Source organism: Saccharothrix hoggarensis (assembly GCF_042678885.1).
Taxonomy (GTDB): Bacteria; Actinomycetota; Actinomycetes; order Mycobacteriales; family Pseudonocardiaceae; genus Actinosynnema; species Actinosynnema hoggarensis.
Map to the genome: position 1 here is coordinate 1 of NZ_JBHTLK010000147.1, position 17,605 is coordinate 17,605.

16 protein-coding genes are annotated in these 17,605 nt (G+C 72.1%); 15 read left to right on the forward strand and 1 reads right to left on the reverse strand.

Translation table 11 applies throughout. The features are described 5' to 3' along the window. From ACFQ3T_RS24110 to ACFQ3T_RS24120, 3 genes are all read left to right on the forward strand, one after another. Positions 1-170, forward strand: a 170-nt coding sequence (locus ACFQ3T_RS24110) for an acyl-CoA dehydrogenase family protein (protein WP_380726160.1), incomplete at its 5' end; no start/stop codon positions are given. A 21-nt stretch (positions 171-191) separates the two neighbouring features. Beyond that, on the forward strand, positions 192-1,409 hold the full coding sequence (locus ACFQ3T_RS24115; protein WP_380726130.1) for an acyl-CoA dehydrogenase family protein: 1,218 nt from the start codon (positions 192-194) through the stop codon (positions 1,407-1,409). A gap of 118 nt (positions 1,410-1,527) precedes the next feature. Then, positions 1,528-2,421 carry a hypothetical protein gene (locus ACFQ3T_RS24120; RefSeq protein ID WP_380726132.1) on the forward strand — a complete coding sequence of 298 codons (894 nt, stop codon included), beginning with the start codon at positions 1,528-1,530 and terminating at the stop codon, positions 2,419-2,421. Positions 2,422-2,491: 70 nt separating this feature from the next. Here the strand turns inward: ACFQ3T_RS24120 and ACFQ3T_RS24125 are convergent, their stop codons facing one another. Further along, positions 2,492-3,634 (reverse strand): MFS transporter, encoded by a 1,143-nt coding sequence (locus tag ACFQ3T_RS24125; protein ID WP_380726134.1) that lies wholly within the window; start codon positions 3,632-3,634, stop codon positions 2,492-2,494. Between the two features lie 1,290 nt (positions 3,635-4,924). Here ACFQ3T_RS24125 and ACFQ3T_RS24130 point away from each other — a divergent pair. The 12 genes from ACFQ3T_RS24130 to ACFQ3T_RS24185 all read left to right on the forward strand — a co-directional run bounded on the left by ACFQ3T_RS24130 (position 4,925) and on the right by ACFQ3T_RS24185 (position 17,511). Continuing rightward, on the forward strand, positions 4,925-5,581 hold the full coding sequence (locus ACFQ3T_RS24130) for a response regulator transcription factor (protein WP_380726136.1): 657 nt from the start codon (positions 4,925-4,927) through the stop codon (positions 5,579-5,581). A gap of 449 nt (positions 5,582-6,030) precedes the next feature. Continuing rightward, positions 6,031-7,212, forward strand: coding sequence for a hypothetical protein (locus tag ACFQ3T_RS24135; protein WP_380726138.1), 1,182 nt, complete (start codon positions 6,031-6,033; stop codon positions 7,210-7,212). 20 nt (positions 7,213-7,232) lie between these two features. After that, positions 7,233-7,415 (forward strand): hypothetical protein, encoded by a 183-nt coding sequence (locus ACFQ3T_RS24140; protein ID WP_380726140.1) that lies wholly within the window; start codon positions 7,233-7,235, stop codon positions 7,413-7,415. 36 nt (positions 7,416-7,451) lie between these two features. Beyond that, entirely contained in the window at positions 7,452-8,300 is an 849-nt protein-coding gene (locus tag ACFQ3T_RS24145) for an ATP-grasp domain-containing protein (RefSeq protein WP_380726142.1), read from the forward strand. Then, positions 8,297-9,367, forward strand: a complete 1,071-nt coding sequence (gene argC, locus ACFQ3T_RS24150; protein WP_380726144.1) for an N-acetyl-gamma-glutamyl-phosphate reductase — start codon at positions 8,297-8,299, stop codon at positions 9,365-9,367. Before ACFQ3T_RS24145 ends, argC begins: the two co-directional genes overlap by 4 nt. Then, positions 9,364-10,158, forward strand: coding sequence for an amino acid kinase family protein (locus tag ACFQ3T_RS24155; RefSeq protein WP_380726146.1), 795 nt, complete (start codon positions 9,364-9,366; stop codon positions 10,156-10,158). The genes argC and ACFQ3T_RS24155 overlap by 4 nt, the downstream gene beginning before the upstream one ends. Before the next feature lie 31 nt (positions 10,159-10,189). Next, positions 10,190-10,753 carry a type 1 glutamine amidotransferase gene (locus tag ACFQ3T_RS24160; RefSeq protein ID WP_380726148.1) on the forward strand — a complete coding sequence of 188 codons (564 nt, stop codon included), beginning with the start codon at positions 10,190-10,192 and terminating at the stop codon, positions 10,751-10,753. Positions 10,754-10,822: 69 nt separating this feature from the next. Continuing rightward, entirely contained in the window at positions 10,823-11,932 is a 1,110-nt protein-coding gene (locus ACFQ3T_RS24165) for a Glu/Leu/Phe/Val dehydrogenase dimerization domain-containing protein (RefSeq protein WP_380726150.1), read from the forward strand. Next, complete coding sequence (locus tag ACFQ3T_RS24170; RefSeq protein WP_380726152.1) at positions 11,929-13,542, forward strand: AMP-binding protein; 1,614 nt, start codon at positions 11,929-11,931, stop codon at positions 13,540-13,542. The genes ACFQ3T_RS24165 and ACFQ3T_RS24170 overlap by 4 nt, the downstream gene beginning before the upstream one ends. An 18-nt stretch (positions 13,543-13,560) precedes the next feature. Next, positions 13,561-14,829 carry a pyridoxal phosphate-dependent aminotransferase gene (locus ACFQ3T_RS24175; protein WP_380726154.1) on the forward strand — a complete coding sequence of 423 codons (1,269 nt, stop codon included), beginning with the start codon at positions 13,561-13,563 and terminating at the stop codon, positions 14,827-14,829. A 190-nt stretch (positions 14,830-15,019) separates the two neighbouring features. After that, the gene (locus tag ACFQ3T_RS24180; RefSeq protein ID WP_380726156.1) at positions 15,020-15,397 is read left to right on the forward strand and encodes a MerR family transcriptional regulator; all 378 of its coding nucleotides are present in this window, start codon (positions 15,020-15,022) and stop codon (positions 15,395-15,397) included. Positions 15,398-16,809: 1,412 nt separating this feature from the next. Next, complete coding sequence (locus ACFQ3T_RS24185; protein ID WP_380726158.1) at positions 16,810-17,511, forward strand: response regulator transcription factor; 702 nt, start codon at positions 16,810-16,812, stop codon at positions 17,509-17,511. The last annotated feature ends 94 nt before the right edge of the window (positions 17,512-17,605 follow it).

Here is a 17,605-nt window from a genome sequence, read left to right on the forward strand (position 1 = left end):
CCGCGCGCGCCGTCACCGAGGGCGCGGCGCGGCTGGCCGGCCCGGCCGCCTTCTCCGACGGGCACCCGGCCGGGAGGGCGCACCGCGACGCCCTGTTCTTCGCCGAGACCGGCGGCGGCACCGAGGTGCTGCGACCGGTGATCGCGGCGTCCCTGTTGGCACTCGGCTGAACTCGAGGACGGCACAGCGACATGACCGACGACCGCGAGACCACGACCCCTTACCGCTTCCCGGGCATCGCGTCCCGGGCCGCCGAGACCGACCGGACCGGCGAGATCCCGGACCTGAACTGGAAGGAGATCGTCGACAGCGGCTACCTGCGGCTGTTCCACCCGCCGGAGCACGGCGGCAGCGGCGCCGACGGCCGCACCCAGGCGGAGGCCATGGAGGCGCTGGCCCGCGCGTGCTCCGGCACGTTCTGGGCGGCGACCGTCTCGGCCCTGCTGTGCGTCAAGCTCATCTCCACCTACGGCGACGTCGCGGAGCACGAGCGGTTGATCCGCCCGCTGCTCGCGGGTGAGCGGCTGGCCGCCTTCGGCGTGGTGGAGAAGGCCGCGGGCAGCGACGCGAGCACGTTCCAGACCACCGTGCGCCGCGCGCCGGACGGCGACGGGTACGTCATCAACGGCGAGAAGTCCCGCATCACCAACGCGCCCATCGCCGACCTGGCCGTGACGCTGGCGCGGCTGGAGCACGGACCCGGCGAGGAGGGCCCCGACTGGTGCCTCGCGTTCGTCGACCTTCGGCAGTCCGGAGCCCAGCGCTACGCGATTCCGCACATGGGTCTGCGCGCGATGCCCTGGGGCGGCATCGTCTTCGACGACGCCCGGGTCGCCGAGGCCGACGTGATCCCGGTGGAGTTCAAGGAACTCGCCGAGGGCATGGCGTGGGGCTGGCTGCTGATCTCGTTCTCCGCCGTCGCCATCGCCGAGGCCGCTTTGGACGCTTCCGCGCGGCACGCCCGCGAGCGCGTCTCGTTCGGACGGCCCCTGGCGCACATGGAAGGCGTGCACGCGCAGCTCGCCGAGTCGCGCGCCCAGATCGACGCGGCCCGGTTGCTGGCCCGGCGGGCGACGTCCGAACGCGCGGCCGGGCGCTCGGCGCGCGACCTGATCGCCATGCTCAAGATCTACTCGACGGAGATGGCGGTGGACGTCGCGGCGCGGGCCGTGCAGATCCACGGCGCGTTCGGCGTGACCCCCGGCCACGAGGTCGAGCGCCACTACCGGGACGCGCAGATGAACGTGATCGGCGGGTTCGCGTCCAACCGGTTGCGCGAGCAGGTCACCGAGGGGCTCGGGCTCGGACCGGCGGTCTACGAGGAGTTCGACTGGTTGACCCCCACCGGCCTGGCGCAGGACCCGGTGGGCCTGGACGGCGTGCCGCACCCCGCGAGCACGACGGCGTGAGCCGGGTGCCGGGTGACGACGGCGTCACCCGCCACCCCGCGGCTCGCCGCCCCAACACCCGATCCCCCTTGCAGCACAGTCATCCCGACCCATCCCCGACGGCCGAGGAGGCCACAGCATGTCCATCCTCTTCGAGTGCGAGTACCACGGCGAGCGGTTCGTCGGCTTCGACCGGGCGGCGCCCGGCGAGCCGCAGCGGCTGTACCGGGTGAGCGACGACCGGCTGCGCGCCGCCGTCACCGAGACCGACGGGCCGGGGCTCGGCGCGGCCCTCGCGGACGGCGCGGAGGAGGTGGTGGTCCCCGCCGGCGGTGAGGGCCTGCGCTACCTCCCGCCGCTGCTGCCGACGCGGACCAACAACGCGCTCGTCAGCGGCTTCATGGGCACGCACCGGTCCAAGTTCGACCACGACCCGGCGCCGGACCAGGAGTTCCGCGCGCCCAACTGGCTCATCAAGGGCATGGCCTCGTGGCTGCGGATGCCGGGCGACCCGATGACCGTGCCGGCGTCGGCCGTGGCGCTGCTTGAGGAGCCCGAGGTCGCGCTGGTCTACGTCAACGACGAGCACGGCACGCCGCACTACGCGGGCTACACGTTCGGCAACGACCTGAACGACATCGGCCTGCACCTGCAGAACCCGTGGGGCTGGACGCCGTACGCCAAGCTGTGCGACACGTCGATGACGCCCTGGCTGTTCCTGGACAAGCCGCCGCAGACGGTCACCGGCCGCATCGTCATCGAGCGCGCCGGGGACACCGCGTGGGAAGGCCCCTTCACGTGCGGGGCGGACGCCATCTACCACCGCGTCGAGGACATGGTGGAGAACCTGCTCTCGTACCCGGCGCTGCGCCGGCCGGGGCTGGTGAACTACGTGCTGCTGGGCTCGGACAAGGCGAGCTGGCACGCCGGGTTCCGGATCGCCGACGGCGACCGGATCACCATCGAGGTGACGTCGCACGACGTCGTGCTGTCCAACGTGGTCCGGTTCGCGGGCCGCGCCGACGCGGCCTGACGCCGCACGCCAACGGGTCCGGCCCCATCACCTCGGTGGTGGGGCCGGACCCGTTGCCGTCCGGTCAGCCTCAGGTCGTGCCCGGACGCTTGGGGGGGAAGGCGTGCGCCCGGCCGACGACCACGACGAGCAGCACCGGCAGGATGAGCGCGAGGACGCTCCACGGGAACGACTTGGGGCCGAGGAAGTCGAGCAGGATGCCGCCGACGGCGCCGCCCGCGGCCATGAAGCCGTTCCAGGTGGTCACCAGGAGGGCCTGCGCCTCGTCGCCACCCGCGTCGGTGACGGCGGTCTGGAGGAGCGTGGTGACGCCGCCCCAGCCGAGGCCCCACAGCGTGGCCGCGACGTAGACCAGGGTCGGGGAGTCGGCCAGCACCGCGAGGATGGCGGCCGACACGGCGACCAGGATGGCGCTGACGATGGTCAGCAGGCGCAGCCTGCGGTCCACCTGGGCGCCGGTGATCAGGATGCTGATCAGGGACGCGATGCCGAAGACCATCAGCACCAGGTCGATGGAGCCGCCCATCCTGTACTCGATGAGGAACGTCGAGATGTAGGTGTAGAGGATGTTGTGGGACAGCACCCACGCGGCGACCACGAACAGGACCGCCGCCACGCCGGGTCGGGTGAAGGACCGCAGGATCGGCACCCGGTTCTCCGGCTTGTGGCCCGGGAAGTCCGGCACCGACGTCAGGATCCAGCCGATGAGGACGACCGCGAGGCCCGTCACGAGCCAGAACGTCAACCGCCAGCCGAAGAGCTCGCCGAGGAACGTGCCCGCGGGGATGCCGAGCGACAGCGCGAGCGGGACGCCCGCCATGGTGATCGCGATCGCGCGGCCCTGCAGGTGCGGCGGGGCCATGCGGCGGGCGTAGCCGACCAGGAGGGCCCAGATGAAGCCCGCGGCCACGCCGGCGATGAAGCGGAACACCATGGTCAGCAGGTAGCTGTCCGAGACCGCCGTGACGGTGTTGGCGACCGCGAACCCGGCCACCGCCATGAGCAGGAGGGGCTTGCGCCGCCAGGACGCCGTGGCCGCGGACAGGGGGATCGCGGTGATCGAGGAGGCGATCGCGTAGATCGTCAGCGCCTGGCCCATCGCGGACTCGCTGACGCCCATGTCGCGGCTCATCTGGGGCAGCATGCCCGCGGGCAGCGCCTCGGTCAGGATTCCCATGAACGCGGCCGTGGCGAGTGCCGCCAGCGCGGCCATGGGAAGTTTGGATTTTTCAGCTCCCGTAGGGGAGTCCGTCGGTAACCCTGCGTGAGACGTTGACATGCTTTGTATAATCGAACCTTCACATAAGTGTGAAGGTCAAGCCGGCCCACTGTGACCTAGGCCACACGAAGGCGGCGAGGCGGTGCGGGTTGACGGCACGCGGTCGACGCCCACGGAACGGTGACGCGACCCTCGACGAGATCCCCACAGCGCCGGCGGACCACGTGCGGCACCTGTGCAACGACGAGGGATGGCATGCCATTCCCCGGTTCCCCAGGGCTTGGCGGACTCCGCCGTCCCGGCGGCCGTCGGGGCACCGACGGCGTCGACGGCGGTCCATTATGGGACGCGCGATCGGCGACGCCGACCCGGCCCCACCCGCGGTCACGCCGAGCCGGACGAGGCGGCGAGAGCGCGGCGAACCGTCACATCGACGTGCCGACAGCCCCATACGCGCCGTGAAGCGTCGCGAGCCCGCCCCTCGACCGGCACAACGCCCGTCACGTTCAGTCACCATTCACCGCCTTCGCCTTCCTCCGTCCGCGCACGCCCGGTGCCGCCCGCCCGGCACTTCCACCCTGGCCGCGCGACGCCCGTTCAAGATCGTCTACAGTGTGCCGGCCACGCCCGCACGCCGACCCCGAGCCACGAGCGCGGGACCGTCGCGACCGGACTGTCCCACCAGGACGGTGCGGCCACGGCGGCCGGACGGCGGGTCGCGGCCGGTTTCGCATTCCACCCGGCCCCGATCACACTTTCGGACGCAACCACCTCCGTTCCGGTCGCACTGCGTGAATCGCCGCGGCGGATCACCCACGGCCGCCGCGGCGGTCCACGAATAACTCGCACCACGAATGAACGACGAGTCCGCGTAAATCGGGTATCGCCGGTTGTCGGTCATGCACAGCCCGACCGGCGGGTACCCGTTGACGATGGACGGCGCAAGGCCGGGATACGGAACGGCTATCTCCCGGTGCGATTTTCCAAGCAGAGAGTTGGTCTGTTTGGGGGGACCGGTCGGGTGCGGGACACTGCTTATCTTGTGGCACATGTTCGCAGGTCGGATGCCTCCGCGCGGTCCGGCTGAACGAGGCTGGGGGTCTGGGGAATGGGTTCGTGGCACCCACGACAAGTCGAGGTCACCTCCGATCCGCCCGCACCGGGCGGATCGGCCGGGCGGCCGGTGCGATTACTCCGCCGAGGGGAGTCGACACGACGTGGTCCGGTGTCCGCCAGGTGGCCGGACCCGCGCGTCGCGGCCACCCCTCTCGATGAGTGATCGCCATGCAGTTGCTCGTCGTAGAAGAGGACCCCGCGGGCGGCGCGCTCGTGCGCGACCTCCGCAGGCAGGGTTACGAGGTCTGCACCGTCACGACCGGCACCGAGGCGTGCCGCGAGCACCGCAACGCGGACCTCGTGCTGCTCAACCTGGAGCTGCCGGACATCGACGGCCTGGAGGTGTGCCGATCGATCCGCGCCGACAGCGACACGCCCATCATCGCCATCGCGAACCGCGACACGGAACTGGACCGCGTGCTGGCGCTGCAGGCCGGCGCGGACGACTGCGTGGTGCGGTCGTGCGGGTTCCGCGAGGTGATGGCGCGCATCGAGGCCGTGCTGCGCCGGGCCAAGCCCCGGCCGAACGACCCCGACCAGATCTCGCTGTGCCCGCTGCACATCGACCGGCGGTCCCGCGAGGTCAGGCTGGACGGCCGCCTGGTCGAGGTGACCGCCAAGGAGTTCGAGCTGCTCCGCGCGCTCGCCGCCAACCCCGAGGCGGTCATCTCGCGCAAGGAGCTGATGGCCAAGATCTGGGACGACAGCTGGACCGAGTCCAGCCGGACGATCGACACCCACGTCAGCAGCCTCCGCGCCAAGCTCGGTTCGAGTTCGTGGATCAAGACCGTGCGGGGTGTGGGCTACCGCATCGGTCACGGGTGACCGCTGCGCGCGGCGCCCGCCGGCGCCGCGCGCAGCGCCCTTCGCCCCTCTTCCCGCTCCGGCATGTCACGCCCCCTTTCGGCCATTCCGAGTCGGGGTGACGTGGAAACCGCCACCGGCCGCGCTCGGCACTTCGCCGCAGCCGCATCCCCCGGTTTGGCCCACCGTAATGGCGGCACGTCGCCGTGCACAGCCGGTGGGCCGCATTCCGAGGTTTTCTGACGTCGACCTTGCACGACTTTTCGCCGTCTGACATCTGCATGACAAAGTTTCACAAAGGTCTGACGTGCCCGATCTTGATGCTGCCGGGCAATACCCACCAGGCTTTCGAGCAGAACAGACGCCGTGGACGCGATTCACACCGAACGGCGGCCCGCCTTTCCCGGAACATTACCCACGGCGCTCGCCGTGAAACCCAGAAGCACTTCCTCGGGGAGGAGTGAAAGGTCATGGCAGAAACAGGCCGGCACGACGGGGAGGGTCTCCTCGCGGTCGGCGGGCGGACCACTCGACCGCTGCCGAGCATCTCCGACGCCACCCTGCGCGATTCCGCGCACATGGCGGGCGTCGAGTTCAACGCCAAGGACACCGCCTACATCGCCCAGCTGCTGGTGCGGACCGGTGTCGAGCTGGTCGAGGTGGGCATGATCTCCGGCGCCAAGTCCGGCGACACCCACATGATCGAGGCCGCGCACGAGGCCGTCGGTCCCGAGAGGTGCCTGACGCTGGTCGTGGTGCGCGACCGCCAGCAGGTCGTCAAGGCGCTGGACGAGGCCGAGCGCCTGGGCGTCCGGTCGGTGATGCTGTCGATCCCGACGTCGGCCGAGCACGCGGCGCTCAAGCTGGCGTCGGCGAGCACCAAGTACCTCACCTCGGTGGCGAACGCGGCCATCGAGATGTGCAAGGAGCGCGGCTTCCACGTCACGTTCAGCGGCGAGGACGGCGCGCGCACCGACAGGGAGCGGCTCGTCTCCTACGTGACCGCGGGCTTCGCCGCGGGCGCGGACCGGTTCCGGCTGGCCGAGACGGTCGCGTACCTCGCGCCGTGGCAGATGTACGACGTGATCTCCGACCTGACCGCGATCGACGGCGCCGAGATCGAGATCCACTCGCACAACATGCTCGGCATGGCCACGGCCAACTCGCTGGCCGCCTACGAGGCGGGCGCCGAGTGGATCTCCGCCACCGCGGGCGGCATCGGCGAGCGCGGCGGCAACGCCCCGCTGGCCGAGGTGCTGACCTCGCTGCGGGTGGTCTACGGCGACGACCGGTTCGACCTGTCGCACCTGACCACCCTCACCCAGGCCGCGCTGAAGGGCTCCGGCCTCGGCGAGTCCTTCATGTCCGGTCCCACCACCCCGCACGCCTTCGCCTACGAGCTGCCCGGCCAGCTCTCCCACCCGGCCGCGTACGAGACCCTGCCGCCCGAGGTGGTCGGCAACAGCCGCGAGCTGCGCGTGCGCACCCGGTTCACCAAGCCCCTCATCCAGTGGGCGCTGTCCGGTTCGGACGTCGAGGTCGACGTCGAGGCCTTCGCCACCTGGCTGGCGGACCGGCAGGAGCAGGACGGCCGTCCGCTCCTCGACCGGGACACCATCCGCAAGCACGCCGCCGAGTTCCAGCACAGCTGACGTAACAGGGAGGACCGATCATGACGCAGATGCTCACGGGGGCCTGCCCCGAGTGCGAGACCCCGCTCTCCACCCCGCCCGTGGTGCAGGGCGAGACGATGTCGTGCCCCGAGTGCCTGTTGACGCTCCGGGTCGACGAGATCCAGGACGGCACGCTCGTCCTGCAGATGGTCGAGGTGCAGTTGCGCGACTGGGGCCAGTGACCGACCGACCAGCGTTCCGGCGAAGGGAAGAAGCACATGGGCGGCAAAGTCGCCATCGTGGCGGACCGCGTCAGCTGGGAGGAGCGGCAGCTCATCGACCGCGGCCCGGAGCACGGGCTGGAGGTCGAGTGGGTCAACGACGAGTCGCTGTGCCTCGGTGACGAGCACGCCGAGTCGCTGAAGTCCTACGACGTGGTCCTGGTCCGCAGCCGCAGCTACACCCGCGGCGGCCTGCTGGCCACGCTCGCCGAGGCCGCGCGCATCCCCGCGCTGAACTCGTCCGCGGTCATCCAGGCGTGCGAGAACAAGCTGGCCCTGCGCGCGCTGCTGCGCCGGGCCGGCGTGCCGGTGCCCGACTTCCGCCTCGTGCTGTCGCGCCGCGACTTCGGCAAGGCGGTCAAGGAGCTGCCGTTCCCGGTGGTGCTCAAGCCGATCTTCGGCGGCATGGGCAAGCGGGTGACCCTCCTGCGCGACGCGGACACGGCGAACTCCGTGTACGACTACGTGGAGGACCTGGGGCACGCGTTCGAGCAGGCGTGCCTGGTCGAGCCGTTCCTGGGCGGCGGTTCCGTGCGCTGCCTCGTCGTGGGGCGGGAGATCGTGGCCACGGCGCGGTTCGAGAGCAACGGCGAGGACTGGCGCAACAACGCGGCCATCGGGTCCAACCACCACACCGTGGCGGTCGACCCGGAGATCACGCGGGTCGTGGACGCGGTGGTCGAGCGGCTCGGCGCCGGGATCTACGGCATCGACCTGTTCAAGACCGACGACGGCTACCTCGTCAACGAGGTGAACCACGCGCCCGGTTTCCGGGCCGTGGCCACGACGAGCGGCGTGGACGTCGCCGGGGCGATCGGCCGGTACGTGCGGGAGGTGCTCGGATGAGCGGCGACCGCGGGATTCGCGTCGGCGTCGTCGGCGCCTCCGGCCTGGCGGGCGGCGAGCTGATGCGGCTGATCGGCCAGCACCCCAACCTGGAGCTGACGTTCCTGGGCGGGTCGCAGCACGCCGGACGCAGACCTTCCGAGCTGCACCCCGGCTTGCGGCAGGACCTGGGCCTGGTGGTCGAGCCGGTGACCGACGACGTGGCCGACCGGGTCGACGTGCTGCTGCTGTCCACGCCCGCGCCGGTGTCGGCCGACCTGGCCGCGCGGTTCGCCGACCGGGTGGAGAGCGTGGTCGACCTGAGCGGCGCGTTCCGCATCCGCAGCGACGAGCTGCACCACAAGTGGTACCCGAAGGTGCCGCGGGCGGACGGTCTCGCCGACCGGTTCGTCTACGGGGTGCCGGAGCTGGTCGGCGAGGAGATGGTGGGCGCGCCCCTGATCTCCCTCGCCGGCTGCTACGCCACCGCGATCACGCTGGGCCTCGCGCCGCTCGTGTTCGAGCTGGGCATGAACCTCGACCACGTGCTGGTGGACGGCAAGAGCGGGTCCAGCGGCGGCGGCGTGCACCTGCGCACGTCCGACCTGCACCCCTTCCGGGCGGGCGCGATCGCGCCCTACTCCCCCACCGGGCACCGGCACGCCGCCGAGGTGAGCGACTTCCTGGGCCGCAGCAAGCCCGGCACGGTCGGCACGCTGTCCATGTCGGCCTACGGCGTGTCGAACGTGCGCGGCCTGCTGGCCAGTTGCTACGTGCTCACGCGCGACGACGTGGACGAGCGCACGCTGTCCCGCGCGTACCTCCGCTTCTACCGGAAGCACCCGTTCGTCCGGGTGCGGCGCAACAACGAGACGCTGATCCCCGTGCCCGACCCGCAGGCGACGCTGGGCTCGAACTACTGCGACGTCACGGTCATGCACGACCCGGACGGCGGCCGGATCGTCGTGCTGTCCGCATTGGACAACCTGGTCAAGGGCGCGGCCGGGCAGGCCGTGCAGGCGATCAACAAGCGGTACGGGCTGCCCGAGGAGACGGGGCTGACCATGCAGCCGGTGATGCCGGCGTGAGCGCGGACGCGACGGCGACCGTCGTCAAGCTCGGCGGGAGCTGCCTGGAGGACATGGACGACGCGTGGTGGGAGGACCTGGCCGACCACGCCCGGGAGAACCCGCTGGTCCTGGTGCACGGCTGGTCGAAGCCGCTGAAGCGGCTGGACGCCCGCTACCGCGAGCCGTCGGCGGTGCTGCGGGACCGGTACGGCAACCAGAGCCGGCACACCACCCCCGAGGTGATCGCCGACATCCTCAAGGTCAGCGCGGCGCTGGCGGACGGGGTGGTCGCCCGGCTGGAGAAGAACGGCGTCACCGCGTCACGGCTGCTCGGCAGCGACGGCCTGCTGCACGCGGGGCCCGGCGAGCGCTGGTACTGGCGCGACAAGCAGCTGGTGGAGATCGACAACCTGGTCGGCCCGATCAACCGGGTGGAGCCCGCCGCCCTGACCGGCCACGGGAAGGGCCACTGCGTGCTCGTCACGCCGCTGGCCCGCGACGCGGCGGGGCGGGTCGTCAACACCGACGCGGACCGGGCGGCGGCGGCCGTCGCGGCGGCCATCCCGGCACCCGCGCTGACGCTCGTCACCGACGTGCCGTTCCTGCTGGTCGACGGGAAGCCGGTGCGGCGGATCGGCGCGGACGCCGCGCGGGCGTTCCGGGACAAGGGCGCCACCGGCGGCATGCGCAAGAAGCTGCGGGCCGCCGGCGAGGCGCTGGACGGCGGCGTCCAGCGGGTCGTCCTCGGCGGCGCGCGCGTGTCCGACCTGCTCGCCGGGACCACCGGCACCGCCATCACCGCCACCTGAAGGCGCAACGGACAGCGAGAGGAGTGGTGAGATGACGTCCCCCCGCGTGCTCGTCGTGGACAACGGGAGCCTGTCGATCCCGCAGGTCCGCAAGAGCTTCGAGGTCCTGGGCGCCGACACCGACCTGGTGAAGGCGGCCGAGGTGCCCGACCGGCTCGACCCGCGCTACCAGGCGCTGGTGCTGAGCGGCACGAAGGTCCGCGCGTACGACAGCGACTACTACCGGCGGCTGGTCGACCTGGTGTTCACGTCGACCGTCCCGGTGTGGGGCATCTGCGGCGGCATGCAGATCATCGGCACCGCCGCGGGCGCCGAGCTCGTGCCGGGCCGGTCCCGCGTGGGCAACCACGAGGTCCACGTGGACAAGCAGGAGCCGGTGTTCGCGGACGCCAAGCCGACCGTGTCCCTGTTCCAGCGCCACATGCTCTACCTGAAGGAAGCACCGCTCGGGTTCAAGGCCATCGGCTGGTCCGAGGACGCGCCGGTGGAGTTCATCCGGTCCGAGGACGGCCGGATCTACGGCTCGCAGGCACACCTGGAGTTCCGCAACGACGGCCTGTCCGTCCTCCAGGGCTTCGTCCGGCTGTTCCAGTAAACCCCGCTCACCACGAGCACCGACACGATCTGGGGATCACCGCACATGACTGTTGTCGACGCAAACCCGGTGGAAAAGGTTGAGGAGCCCGCGTTCTCGGTCGCCTTCAACGGTGACGACAAGAGCATCAAGGGCTGGGTGATTGCGGACTCGCTGGTCGACGGGTGGGCCATGGGCGGCACCCGCATGACCCCGAACGTCACCGAGGAGGAGGTTCGCGGCCTGGCCCGCGGCATGACGCAGAAGCTCACCCTGGTCGGCCTGCCCGTCGGCGGCGCCAAGGCGGGCATCGTGGACGACGGCTCGGACAAGAAGCGCACGCTCGAGGTGTTCGGCCGCACGGTCGCGCCCCTGCTGCACGGCGGCATCCACCTCGGCGCCGACCTCGGCGTCGGCCCGGCGGAGCGCAACATCTTCTTCGAGGCCGCCGGGTACGACCCGCGCAAGCGCCCGCGCGCCGTCCCCATGCCGTACGACTGGCGCACGTACTACGAGCCGCTGGTCGACTGCACGGGTCACGGCGTGGGCGTCGCCGCCGTCGTCGCGCTGGAGGCGTTGCGGCGCGACGAACCCGGCACGGTCGTCATCCAGGGCTTCGGCTCGGTGGGCCGCGCGGTCGCGCAGTTCCTCGAACGGCGCGGCCACCGGATCGTCGGCGTGGCCGACGAGTTCGGCACGATCAGCGGCTACCACCTGCCGTCCGACGCCCTGATCGCGATCACCGACCCGCTGGGCCGGATCGACCGCACCCGGCTGCCGCAGAACGTCAAGGTCAACCCGGAGCCCGACGCGTGGCTGGACGTCCCGGCCGACGTGCTCGTGCTGGCCGCGCAGAAGGACGCCATCCACGGCGGCAACGTGGACCGGCTGACCGCCTCCCTGGTCGTCGAGGGCGGCAACATCACCACCAGCCCCGAGGCGAAGGTGCGGATGGCCGCGGCCGGCGTCACGCTCGTGCCGGACGTGGTCGCGAACGTGGGCGGCGCCGCGGCGGCGGGCCTCGCGCTCACCGGCACCGTGCCGTTCGAGCTGCCGGGCGAGGCGCGCAAGCGGTGGGTGTTCGACTGGGTGGGCGCCCGCGTCGAGCGCAACACCCGCGACCTGCTGGAGATCGCCGCCGGGAGGTCCGGCGACCCGGTGCCGGAGTTGGTGGCGGCGCGGCGGAAGGTCAGCCTGTGACCGCGGTGGCGGAGGCCCGGGCGACCGAGTTCCTGCGGCAGGGGTGGTGGCGGTCGGGGACGTTCCTCGACGACCTCCGCCGCCAGGCCCGGGAACGGCCGCACAAGACCGCCGTCGCGGCCCGCCGGGTGGCCGCGTCCCGCACCGAGACGCTGGACTACGCGGAGCTGTCCCGGCTGACGGACCGGTTCGCGGGCGCGCTGCGGGAGCTGGGCGTGCGGCACGGCGACTACGTGGCCGTCGTGCTGCCGAACCGGTGGGAGATCGTGCCGCTGGTGTTCGCGTGCATGGCGGTCGGCGCGGTCATCGTGCCGATCCAGCCGGACACCCCGGAGGCGGAGCTGCGGCACCGGCTCGGGATGACCGGGGCGCGGGTGTGCGTCACCATCCCGGAGTGGGCGGGCGAGCCGCTGGCCGAGACCGTCGTCGGGCTGAAGGCCGAGCTGGCGGGCCTGGCGCACGTCGTGGTGGTCGACGGGCGGCCGACCGAGGGCGCGCGGGACTTCCACGAGCACTTCGTGGACGTGCCGTGGGAGGAGCGCCACGACCTCGCGGGCGAGGCGCTCGGGCCGGACGAGCCGTACGTGGTGCTGTTCACCTCAGGCACCACGGGCGAGTCGAAGGGCGTGCTGCACAGCCAGAACACGCTCTACGCGGCGCTGCGCGGGTACGTCGAGGCGTTGGAGCTGGACGAGCGCTGGGTGGCGGCGGTGACGTCGCCGCTCGTGCACTACTCCGGGTTCGCCCAGGGCCTCCTCACCGGCGTCCTGGTCGGAGGCACGATCGCGTTCCAGGACGTCAAGGACCCGGACGCCCTGCTGGAACTGGTCGAACGGCACCGGGCCACCCTGCTCTACGGCCCGCCGTCGACCATGGCGGCGGTGCTGGCGGCCCAGCGGGCGAAGCCCCGGGACGTCCGCAGCCTGCGCAACGCCGTCATCGGCACGGCGGCGGTGCTGCCCCGGCTGGTGGTGGACCTGCGCGAGGTGCTGGGCGTCAAGTCGCACTCGCTGTGGGGCATGTCGGAGTTCGGGCCGGTCACGCTCACCCGCGCCGACGACCCGGAGGAGGCGCCCGGGTTCAGCAACGGGCGGACCATCACCGGGATGGAGGTCCGCATCGACCCCACCGGCCTGCCCGGTGACGGCTCGATCGGCCGGCTGTGGACGCGCGGCGCGTCGCGGGCGCTCGGCTACTTCAAGCGCCAGGACGTGTTCGACGCCGGGCTCGACCCCCAGGGCTGGTTCGACACCGGCGACCTCGCGCGCCACGACGGGCGCGGCGGCATCCGGATCGTCTGCAGGGCGAAGGACGCCGTCGTCCGCGACGGGCACGTCGTGCCGGCGGTCGAGGTCGAGGCGGTGCTGGAGAGCCACCCCCTGGTGGGCGAGGCGGCGTTGGTCGGCCTGCCCGGCGACGTGCTGTGCGCGGTCGTCGTGCCGGGCGGCGAGCGCGGTCCGTCGCTGGAGGAGCTGCGCGGGCACGCCCGCGCGGCGGGGCTGGACGACCGGTTCCGGCCCGACCGGGTGGAGCTGGTGGACGCCCTGCCCAAGACGCTCACCGGCAAGATCCGCAAGGCCGTCCTCCGGGAGCGCTACGGCGCTGCCTGACCTCCCTGGGAGCTGATCGTGCCCGAAACCGTGACCATGTCGGCGACCATGGCCGCCGACGAGATGCTGGCGCGGAGGCGCCGTGCCGGACAGCGCGTCCTGACGATGGCGAGCGGCGAGATCGGACTGCCCGTCCACCCGTCGCTGAAGGCGGCGCTGGCGGGTGCGGTCGGCGAGAGCGCGTACGGCCCGGTGGCCGGCAGCACCGCGTTGCGCGCGGCGGCGGCCGGCTACTGGGCCCGCCGCGGACTGGACGGCGACCCGGACTTCGTGGTGGCCGGTCCGGGGACCAAACCGCTGCTGTACGCGCTGCTGCTGGCCATCGGCGGCGACGTGGTGATCCCGGTGCCCGGCTGGGTGAGCTACGCCGCGCACGCCCGGCTCGTCGGCGCCCGCGCCCTCCCGGTGCGGACCCGTCCGGGCGAGGGCGGGGTGCCCGACCCGGACCTCATGCGGGAGGCCGTGCTCGCGGCCCGTGCCGCCGGGCGCGAGGTGCGGGCGGTCGTGGTGACCGTGCCGGACAACCCGACCGGCACGGTGATCACGGCGGTCACCGCGGCCCGGCTCGCCGACGTGGCGCGCGAGCTGGACCTGGTGATCGTGTCCGACGAGATCTACCACGACCTGGTGTTCGACGCGGGGAACCCGGCGCCGTCCCCGGCCCGGTTCGCGCCGGAGCGCACGGTCGTGACCACGGGGCTCACCAAGACGTTCGCGCTGGGCGGGTGGCGCCTCGGCGTGGCCCGCCTGCCCGTGGGGGACCACGCCTTGCGTGACCGGTTGGTCAACGTGGCCAGCCAGGTCTGGTCCAGCGCGGTGGCCCCGGTGCAGGCCGTCGGGGCGTTCGCCCTGGCCGAGCCGACCGAGCTGGTCGAGCACGTGGCGGCGTCACGGCGGCTGCACGCCGCCGTCGCCCGCGCGGTGGCCGAACGGCTGGCGGCGGTCGGCGCGATCGTCGGGCCGGTGCGCGCCACCTGCTACCTGTACCCCGACTTCGAGCCGCTGCGGGAGCACCTGGCCGAGGCGCACGGCGTGCGCACCGGCCCGGAGCTGACGGGGTGGCTGCTGGAGCGGCACGGTGTCGGCGTGCTGCCGGGCAGCGCGTTCGGCGAGCCGGCGGACGCGCTGCGGCTGCGCGCGTCCACCAGCAGGCTCTACGGCGACACCGACGAGGAGCGCACGGCCGCCCTGGCCTCGGCCGACCCGGTGGCGCTGCCGTGGGTCCGGGCGTCGCTGGACCGGTTGGAGGAGGTGCTGGGCGACCTGGCCGGCGGCGTCCGCCCCTGACCGGGACCACTCGCCGGTCCACAGTGGAACGACCCCGTCCGGTCCCCCGACCGGACGGGGTCGCACGCGATCCCGAAGTCCTCGCGCCGCCATCGTGCGGTCGGCCCTGTGCCGGGGCGCGGGCCGCCCCTATGCTGAAAACCCTCACACGCGGGTGAGGGTCCAGTGGGAGACAGACGAGGTGGGGCGCATGCGCATCGGAGAGCTCTCCGAGCGTACGGGCACGTCGCGGCGGTTGCTGCGCTACTACGAGGAGCAGGGCCTGCTGGTCTCGCGCCGCTCCCCGAACGGCTACCGCGACTACGAGGAGGGCCTGGTGGACCGCGTGGTGCAGATCCGCGGGCTGCTCGACGCCGGGCTGCCCACGCGCATCATCAAGCAGATCCTGCCGTGCCTGAACAAGCCGCGCGTCATCCACTTCCCGGACGCCACGCCCGAGATGATCGCGATGCTGGAGACCGAGCGCGACCGGATGACCGAACGGGTGAACTTCCTGATCCGGAACCGGGACGCGATCTCCGAGTACCTCGACGCGGTGCGCGCCGGCGCGCCCGCCGAGGCCTCCTGATCGAGCCGCGCCGAGCCCGCGGAACCCGAAGGCGCGCCGGGCTTCCCCGCACCTTCCCACTCCCTGATCGGCGTCGACGTCGTCGGCGAGCCGTGGTGTCGTGCACCGTGGCGCGGCCCGCCCCGCGTGGTCGTCGTCGCGGGGCGGTACCGCGCCACGGCCGCCGGACCGGGCCGACTCCGACCCGCTGGAGGGGGGTGGGGTCGGCACTGGGGGGCGCACGCGTCCGGGGTCAGCACTGGGGAGCTGAAAGCCACGTGCGGTCGGCCGGTCCGGCCGTTCCGGTGCGGTGTGGTGGTCGGTCGGGAATCCGCGGTGGTAATGGTTGTCGGAGTGAGTTCCGGGTCCGGGTCGGAAACCGGCGGCCCGCGCCCCGATCCCTTCCCCGAAACCACCGTACCGCGGCGCCGATGCCACGATTAAATCGTCCTGCGAAATCCGGTTGAATCAGGTGCGAACCACGATGATCTTGATCTGTGGGCGTTCAAAAGTCAAGCGGCCCATGTCAGGAGTTTGTCAAAGCTGTGTCACGGGAGTCTGGGAATCGGGTCACGCCAGACTTGACGGAACCGTTCCGCCGATCGAATGCGGTGACCGTCCGCAAACGCCCCGGAGGGGTCGGCGCTTCGCCATGCCGAACCGGTTGTGCAGTGTGAACGGGCCTGGCCAAGTGGTTGATCACCCATCACCCGTCCGCCGACCGCGCGGTGGCCGAAGGCGCGTGCCGGGTCCGCGACCACTCTGCGTCACGACACCGGGACGTCGTCAAGGGGCCGAACCGGTTACCGGCCGGCGACGAGAGCGAATTCACACCCGACGTCATCAATGCGTTCGACGCCTTCCGGATCGGAGTTGCGTCACGTCTATATGTCCACTCCGCGGCGACCACGGCATAATCGTTGACGTCACCCGACGCGGTTTGGTACCAAGTTGAACGGTCGCCGCCGCAATCGGTGGCAGCCGACGGCGAGAGCCAAGGCAATGCCCGCGTGCCCAGCGGTGGCGCACGCGGGTGGGATGTCATTTCGCGCGGTCTTGCCTCTTCGCGAGAAGAGGGTGTCCTGGGGAGGATCGTCTGATGACAAGCGCGCCGCACGGCGTCCGGTGGCACCGGGCCGTTCCGAGCACCGGCGGTGATAGCACGACCGACCCGCACCGGGACGGACCGCCGTCGCGGTGGTGTCGGAGCTCGTCGCCGTGATGACGGAGGTGTAGGGCGCGGGACCCCCCCGCGACCGAGCGCGGCTCGACGGCGTCGACGCCCCGCCCGTTCCCCACGGGGAGCCGGGACCGGGGCGGTGGCGCCCGTTCGACCGCGCCCGGAGTTCGCCACCGCCCCGTCGCCGGGGCGTTCCGCCGCCGTCGGTCGAACGTGGTGTCAGAGATCCGGAACTGGGGAGGTCGTCGAGACAATGGTGCGCGTACTCGTGGTGGAGGGGCAATCGGTCAAGGCCGAGTTGCTGGTCGGCGCGCTGCGCAGGCAAGGTTACGACGCGGGCAGCGTGTGCGCCGGCGCCGAAGCGCTGAGGATGCACCCGGACGTGGACATGGTGTTGCTCGACCTCGAACTGCCCGACCTGGACGGCTTAGCCGTCTGCCGGGCGATACGCGAGGTCGGTGACACGCCGATCATCGCCATCACCCGGCAGGACGACGAGCTGGAGCGAGTGCTGGCGCTGCAGGCCGGTGCGGACGACTGCGTGGTGGGGTCGTGCGGGCTGCGCGAGGTGATCGCCCGGATCGAGGCGGTGGTGCGGCGGACGCACCCCCGGCAGGCCGGCTCGGACGTCATCTCGCTGTGCAAGCTCCGCATCGACCGCACGCTCCGCGAGGTGCGGCTGGCGGGCCGGGTCATCGACGTGACCGCCAAGGAGTTCGAGCTGCTCTACACCCTCGCGTCGAACGCGGGCTCCGTCGTGTCCCGCAAGGAGCTGATGTCGAAGGTCTGGGACAGCAACTGGAGCGAGTCCAGCCGCACCATCGACACGCACGTCAGCAGCCTGCGCGGCAAGCTCGGCACGAGCACGTGGATCACCACGGTCCGCGGTGTCGGCTACCAGATCGGCCAGGGCGCGCCGGCCGCCGACTGCGAGGTCCAGGAAGAGGTGGCGTGACGGCACGCGGCACCGTCCCGGTGCGGGCACGCTTCCCGCGCACCGGGTGGACGAGGCAGGCGCACCGCCGCGCGCCCGCCCGCCCCGCCGCGGC

Excerpts from the sequence above, each read along its gene's own strand:
- ACFQ3T_RS24135 (WP_380726138.1), top strand. The coding sequence starts at position 6,031 with ATGGCAGAAACAGGCCGGCACGACGGGGAGGGTCTCCTCGCGGTCGGC.
- ACFQ3T_RS24140 (WP_380726140.1), top strand. The coding sequence starts at position 7,233 with ATGACGCAGATGCTCACGGGGGCCTGCCCCGAGTGCGAGACCCCGCTC.
- ACFQ3T_RS24185 (WP_380726158.1), top strand. The coding sequence starts at position 16,810 with ATGGTGCGCGTACTCGTGGTGGAGGGGCAATCGGTCAAGGCCGAGTTG.
- ACFQ3T_RS24120 (WP_380726132.1), top strand. The coding sequence starts at position 1,528 with ATGTCCATCCTCTTCGAGTGCGAGTACCACGGCGAGCGGTTCGTCGGC.
- ACFQ3T_RS24130 (WP_380726136.1), top strand. The coding sequence starts at position 4,925 with ATGCAGTTGCTCGTCGTAGAAGAGGACCCCGCGGGCGGCGCGCTCGTG.
- ACFQ3T_RS24125 (WP_380726134.1), bottom strand. The coding sequence starts at position 3,634 with ATGGCCGCGCTGGCGGCACTCGCCACGGCCGCGTTCATGGGAATCCTG.
- ACFQ3T_RS24145 (WP_380726142.1), top strand. The coding sequence starts at position 7,452 with ATGGGCGGCAAAGTCGCCATCGTGGCGGACCGCGTCAGCTGGGAGGAG.
- argC (WP_380726144.1), top strand. The coding sequence starts at position 8,297 with ATGAGCGGCGACCGCGGGATTCGCGTCGGCGTCGTCGGCGCCTCCGGC.
- ACFQ3T_RS24180 (WP_380726156.1), top strand. The coding sequence starts at position 15,020 with ATGCGCATCGGAGAGCTCTCCGAGCGTACGGGCACGTCGCGGCGGTTG.
- ACFQ3T_RS24160 (WP_380726148.1), top strand. The coding sequence starts at position 10,190 with ATGACGTCCCCCCGCGTGCTCGTCGTGGACAACGGGAGCCTGTCGATC.
- ACFQ3T_RS24115 (WP_380726130.1), top strand. The coding sequence starts at position 192 with ATGACCGACGACCGCGAGACCACGACCCCTTACCGCTTCCCGGGCATC.